The sequence below is a fragment of the Acetatifactor sp. genome, from assembly GCF_982438285.1.
Window position 1 is genome coordinate 1 of sequence record NZ_CEWDFQ010000191.1, and the last position, 5,917, is coordinate 5,917.

At 51.4% G+C, this 5,917-nt stretch carries 7 protein-coding genes; 2 read left to right on the plus strand and 5 right to left on the minus strand.

What is annotated here, in order from left to right; all coding sequences use genetic code 11:
- A partial coding sequence (locus AC1WIP_RS10175; RefSeq protein WP_481141722.1) for a substrate-binding domain-containing protein occupies positions 1 to 579 on the plus strand: 579 nt, incomplete at its 5' end.
- 142 nt (positions 580 to 721) lie between these two features.
- Positions 722 to 1,888, plus strand: coding sequence for a tocopherol cyclase family protein (locus AC1WIP_RS10180; protein WP_481141723.1), 1,167 nt, complete (start codon positions 722 to 724; stop codon positions 1,886 to 1,888).
- Here the strand turns inward: AC1WIP_RS10180 and AC1WIP_RS10185 are convergent.
- The 5 genes from AC1WIP_RS10185 to cysK are packed head-to-tail and all read right to left on the minus strand — an operon-like array spanning position 1,881 to position 5,843.
- Positions 1,881 to 2,309 carry an RrF2 family transcriptional regulator gene (locus AC1WIP_RS10185; protein ID WP_481141724.1) on the minus strand — a complete coding sequence of 143 codons (429 nt, stop codon included), beginning with the start codon at positions 2,307 to 2,309 and terminating at the stop codon, positions 1,881 to 1,883. The two genes, AC1WIP_RS10180 and AC1WIP_RS10185, sit on opposite strands and share 8 nt — an antisense overlap.
- A gap of 24 nt (positions 2,310 to 2,333) precedes the next feature.
- Entirely contained in the window at positions 2,334 to 3,146 is an 813-nt protein-coding gene (locus AC1WIP_RS10190) for a MetQ/NlpA family ABC transporter substrate-binding protein (protein WP_481141725.1), read from the minus strand.
- Between the two features lie 20 nt (positions 3,147 to 3,166).
- Positions 3,167 to 3,829: a methionine ABC transporter permease gene (locus AC1WIP_RS10195; protein WP_318703879.1), complete on the minus strand. Its 663-nt coding sequence runs from the start codon at positions 3,827 to 3,829 to the stop codon at positions 3,167 to 3,169.
- Positions 3,819 to 4,829, minus strand: coding sequence for a methionine ABC transporter ATP-binding protein (locus AC1WIP_RS10200; RefSeq protein ID WP_481141726.1), 1,011 nt, complete (start codon positions 4,827 to 4,829; stop codon positions 3,819 to 3,821). The genes AC1WIP_RS10195 and AC1WIP_RS10200 overlap by 11 nt, the downstream gene beginning before the upstream one ends.
- 54 nt (positions 4,830 to 4,883) lie before the next feature.
- Positions 4,884 to 5,843 carry a cysteine synthase A gene (gene cysK / locus AC1WIP_RS10205; protein ID WP_481141727.1) on the minus strand — a complete coding sequence of 320 codons (960 nt, stop codon included), beginning with the start codon at positions 5,841 to 5,843 and terminating at the stop codon, positions 4,884 to 4,886.
- Between the last annotated feature and the right edge of the window lie 74 nt (positions 5,844 to 5,917).

Consider the following 5,917-nt stretch of genomic DNA (forward strand, 5'->3'; position numbering starts at 1 on the left):
GTAACCTTTAACACCGATATCGAAAACTCCAAGCGGCTTGCCTATGTGGGGAGCAATTACACCAAAAGCGGCGCAACCGCCGCCGGGCTTCTCAAGCTTATGACCCATGGAGAGGTGCATGTGGGAATTGTCACCGGCTCCTCCGGCATACTCTGCCACACAGAGCGGATTGCCGGGTTTACAGAGACACTCCGCCCCTGGCAGGATCACATACACATTACGGAAATCATAGAGGTTCACGATGATGAGATTGAAAGCTACGAAAAGACTACTGCCCTTTTGCAGGCGCATCCTGAAATCAACGCGCTTTTTTTTGCAGCAGGAGGCGTATACGGGGGCTGCCGCAGTGTATGTGCCTTAAACCGCAAGAACCATATCTGCATTGTGGCCTTTGACAAGGTGCCCACCACGAAAGAGCTGGTGGCTGACGGCACCATTTCGGCCATTATCTGCCAGCAGCCCAAAATCCAGGGCAGCAAGCCCCTCGCGCTTTTATTCGCCTATCTGACCACCGGGGAGCGTCCGGAAAAGGAGTACAGCTATGTAGCGGTAGACATCCGGATTCGTGAGAATATATAAGCTGTTTTATTTCTTAAGATTTCTCCGACACTATTGTCATTCACTATATCTTGTATTATAATAGGTACAATGACTACGAAATATAGGTCTGTATCATTTCAAGCAACCAATGGCAGAAGGCTCGGGGAGAATTGATTTACCAATGAACAAATCGGATTTAGATAGAAACGCATATATGCCGGGCGGCTCTTACGCCCGCCGCGGATACCTGCGGTGGTGGCATTCCTTTGTGGGTACACAGGAGGAAACAGGGGAATCGCGCACCTTTTTTGTGGAATATTTTATCATAAATCCGGGGTTTGGGAGCGATCAGCCTATTTTGGGCCAGCATCCCTATTTTAAAAAGAGGGGCATGAAGCCTTCCTATGTGATGATAAAAGCCGGTGTTTTTCCCGCCAGGGTTTCCAGCGAAGAAAAGCTGCCTGGCAAAGAGCTTCATTCTTTCTACCCCATCTCCTCCCTGAAGGCTACGGGAAAGCCTCTTGTGATGCAGATTGAGGATTGTTTCTACAGCGAAAATCATATTTCCGGCTTCGTAGATGTCACAAAGCAGGAGGCCAGGCACCGCAGCCTTATGACAGATGCCGGCAGCATGGAATGGGATTTAGAAATACACAAAGCAGTTTCCTGTCACACCGGCATTCTCTCCAGCGCCTTTTTTACGGCTTTGCACGCATTGAACAGCTTTTGGCACGGGGAAGGCATACGCACCTTCTACCGGGGGCATGTGATTCTGGACGGAAGCCTTTACCGGGTGGAACCGGAAAGCTGCTGTGGATACGCCGATAAGCATTGGGGACGAAACTACAATCACCCCTGGTTTCAGCTTTCCTCCTGCCGTCTTACCAGTGAGCGTACCGGCAGAGAGCTGAAGCATTCTGCTCTGGCCATTGATGGCTGCTGTCCTCGTTTTTTGTGTTTTACCCTAAAGCGGCGGCTGATGATTCAGCTCACTTATATGGGAGAGGACTTTGAATTTCTTTTCGCCAAACCCGGAGGCTTCTGCCGCTCAAAATGGAAGATGAAGGAGACCAACAAACGCTATATCTGGCACATCAAGGCCCAAAACAAGGATGCCGTGATCCGCATTTCGGGCTGCTGCAGAAAAGATAGAATGATGCCCCTTCGCTATGAGACGCCGGAGGGCGCAAAACCATCTCCCACACTGTGGGGCGGAGGAAACGGATACGGAACCATCCAGATTTACAGAAGGGTTTCGGGCAAAAAGCAGCTGATTGACACACTGTCCTTTGAAAACGCCCTTTTTGAATACCAGTCCTGGCATAAAGAAAGAAACGACACTAAATAGTGCCGTTTCTTTCTTTATGCCGCTTTACCAGATCGGCAATAGTCACATTGTCTACCACTTGATTGATGGCCGCATAAAGCTCCTTCCAGACGCCAAGCGTCTCGCAGATATCGCACATCCGGCATTCGTCAGCCTTTTCATCCAGGCAGGCTACAGGGGCAAGGGAGCCCTCCGTCAGGCGCAGTATCATTCCCACCGTGTATTCCTCCGGATTCTTGGCGATGCGATAGCCGCCTCTGGCTCCCCGCACGCTTTTTACGCACCCGGCCCGATTCAGCACAGAAATGATCTGTTCCAGATACTTTTCAGAAATGTTCTGACGCTCTGCAATTTCCCTTACCTTGATACATTCTCCCGTATCGTGCAGTGCCAGGTCAAGCATAACCCGCACCGCATATCTGCCCTTTGTTGATATTTTCATGTTACCATTCCTTTTTTGTCTGGTTTATGTGTAGGGAATGACCGCCCCGTTATAGTTGTCCAGGATATACTGTCTGATAGTATCCGACTGCAGAGCCTCCACAAGAGCCTTGATCTTTTCCAGCTCCTCATTGCCTTCCTTTACCGCCACCACATTCACATAATTGGCTACGGTCTCCGACTGGCTGCTCTCATACAAAAGCGCGTCCTCAGCAACCGTCATGCCCGCCTGCATTGCATAATTGCCATTAAGGATGCCAAAGGACACCTCAGAAAGCATTCTGGGAATCTGAGCCGCTTCCAGCTCCACAATCTCAATATTATAAGGATTCTCCACAATGTCGTTTACTGTTGCGTTCAGTCCCGCACCCTCTCTCAGGGTGATATAGCCGTTTTCCTGTAAAAGCAGCAGCGCCCGCGCTTCATTTGACGTGTCGTTTGGCACCGCAATGGTAGCCCCCTCCATATTGGAAGTGTCCGTCTGGGTTCCGGGATACAGACCAAAGGGCTCATAATGAATATATCCTGCGCTTACAAGGTTCGTTCCCCTCTCCTCATTGTAGCTTTCCAGATAAAGCACATGCTGAAAGTAGTTTGCGTCAAACTCTCCGGAATCCACCACATTGTTCTGCTGCACATAATCGTCAAAGATCTGCACCTCCAGGGTATAGCCCTGTTCCTCTAAAATCGGCTTTGCCTGCTCCAAAATTTCCGCATGGGGAACTGCCGACGCCGCCACCCTAATGGTCTTGTCATCCGTCTCCGTTCCCGCGCAGCCTCCAAGCACGCCTGTGCCCAGCACTGCCACTGCAGCCAGGGCCAAAATCTTCTTTTTCATAATTTGCCTCCTCATTCTTTCTATTTCAAACGTCTATCCAGCTTTTTAGACAGCTTTGTGCCCACATACTGCAGAATCTGTACCAGAAGCACCAAAAGCACCACTGTCACCAGCATGATATCCGTCTGATAGCGATGGTAGCCATACCGGATGGCAATATCTCCCAGGCCTCCGCCTCCCACGGCGCCCGCCATGGCCGAATACCCCAGGATGGTTCCCAGGGCAATGGTTCCTCCCACAATCAAGGAAGTCCTTGCCTCTCCCAGCATCACCTTCCAGACAATAGTCCAAAGTCCCGCTCCCATACTCTGAGCCGCTTCAATGACCCCCTTGTCCACCTCCAGCAGCGAGGACTCCACCATCCTGGCCACAAAAGGAGCCGCCGCAAGGGTCAGGGGCACAATGGTTGCCGTTGCGCCATAGCTCTGGCCCACAATAGCCCTGGTCAGCGGAATCACAAGAATCAATAAAATCAAAAATGGAATGCTTCTCACCACATTCACCACCGTATCCAGCAGCTTATATATGATTTGGTTGGGCCTGAGCCCCTCCTTGGCGGTAAGCACCAGAGCAATCCCCATAGGCAGCCCCAAAATGTAAGCAAACAGAGTAGACACCAATGTCATATAAAGGGTAACCAGGGTTCCCTCCGCCAGCATCATCACCGTTGCATTATTCCACATAAGAATCCAGCTCCTTTACCGTAAGTTTTCTCTCCTGCAAAAAGCGTATCATCCTTTCCGCCGCCGTGTCATCCTCCGGCAGCTGCAGGACCATCTGTCCATGGGCAATGCCTCCTATGTCCTTGGTGTCCGCCATCAGAATATTCACGGGCGCCCGGCATTCCAGAATCATATTGGCGATCACAGGCTCAAAGGAGGATTTTCCGTCAAACACAATACGGATACAGCGTTTCCCCTTCATTTTTTCCGTGGGCTTGTCTGCCATAAACACAAGCCTTCTGGCCGCCGCTGTCTGAGGGTTGGAAAACACCTCCTCCACGGTTCCCTTCTCCACCAGCTCTCCTGCGTCAATAATAGCCACATGGCTGCAGATTTCCTGCACCACCGTCATCTCGTGGGTGATAACGACCATGGTAATTCCATATTTTTTGTTGATCTCCTGCAAAAGCTTAAGAATCGCCTTGGTGGTAGTCGGGTCCAGGGCGCTGGTAGCCTCGTCGCACAAAAGTATCTTGGGATTGTTGGCCAAAGCCCTGGCGATAGCCACCCTCTGCTTTTGTCCGCCCGACAGCTGGGCGGGATAACTCTCCGCCTTTTGCGCCAGCCCCACAATCTCCAAAAGCTCCATGGCTCTTTTTCTGGCCTGGGCCTTTTTTTCTCCTCTGATCTCCATGGGAAAACACACATTATCCAGCACATTTCTCTGCATGAGCAGGTTAAAATGCTGAAAGATCATGGCAATATCTGTGCGTACCTCCCGCAGCTTTTTCTCTCCCAGAGACGACAAATCCTGATCCTCTATCAAAACCGTCCCCGCGGTCGGCTTCTCCAGAAAATTCAGGCACCGCACCAATGTGGATTTTCCGGCTCCGCTCATGCCGATAATCCCGTAAATCTCACCCTTATGGATGGATAGGCTGATGCCCTTTAATGCTTCTACCTTACCCTCCCGCCCGCTAAAGGTCTTGGTGACATTTTCAATCCGAATCATGGTTTCCATACGCTTGTATCCTTCCTATGGGCTTTAGGGCACACCCATTACAGCCTCACGATTTTACTGCATTTTATCATAAGCCTGCTCTGGTGTAAACATGGGTGTGGACAGATAACGGTCTCCGGAGTCAGGCAAAAGAGCCACAATGGTCTTTCCCCCGTTTTCCGGACGCTTAGCCAGACTAGCTGCGGCGTAAAGGGCCGCTCCGGAGGTAATCCCTGCTAAAATGCCTTCTCTATGGGCCAAAAGCCGTCCCGCCTCATAGGCCTGTTGCGTCGTCACCGTGATAATTTCATCATACACCCGGGTATTTAATATAGAAGGAACAAATCCCGCTCCGATTCCCTGGAGCTTATGGGGGCCCGGCTTTCCGCCTGACAGCACAGGAGAATCCGCAGGCTCCACCGCTGCCACCCTGATCCCCGGATTCTTTGCCTTGAGATAAGCTCCCACGCCCGTGATCGTTCCGCCGGTACCCACGCCCGCCACGAAAATATCTACCTTTCCATCCGTGTCCTCCCATATCTCAGGGCCCGTGTATGCCGCATGGGCCGCCGGATTGGCAGGATTGTCAAACTGTCCTAAGATCACCGCTCCAGGAATGGTTTTCTTAAGCTCTTCCGCCTTCTCTATAGCGCCCTTCATTCCCCTGGCGCCTTCCGTCAGCACAAGCTCTGCGCCATAAGCCCCAAGAAGCGTTCTTCTCTCCACGCTCATCGTATCCGGCAGAGTCAAAATCGTCCGGTAGCCCTTGGCGGCAGCCACACTTGCCAGACCAATGCCCGTGTTTCCCGAGGTAGGCTCAATGATAACCGCCCCCGGCTTTAAAATCCCCTTCTTTTCCGCTTCCTCCACCATGGCCAGGGCAACCCTGTCCTTTACGCTGCCCGCCGGGTTGAGATACTCCAGCTTCACCAAAAGATCCACCCCTGTAATATTCTGGTCCTTCATATAATTCTCCACCCTAAGCAGCGGGGTCTTTCCAATCAACTGTGTGCTCTTTGTAAATATTCTGCTCATACTCTCCTCTTTTCCGCGTCGTAAACGCTGCGCAGCACCTTTTGTTTCTTTCCGGTTATTTCCCAGTAATTATA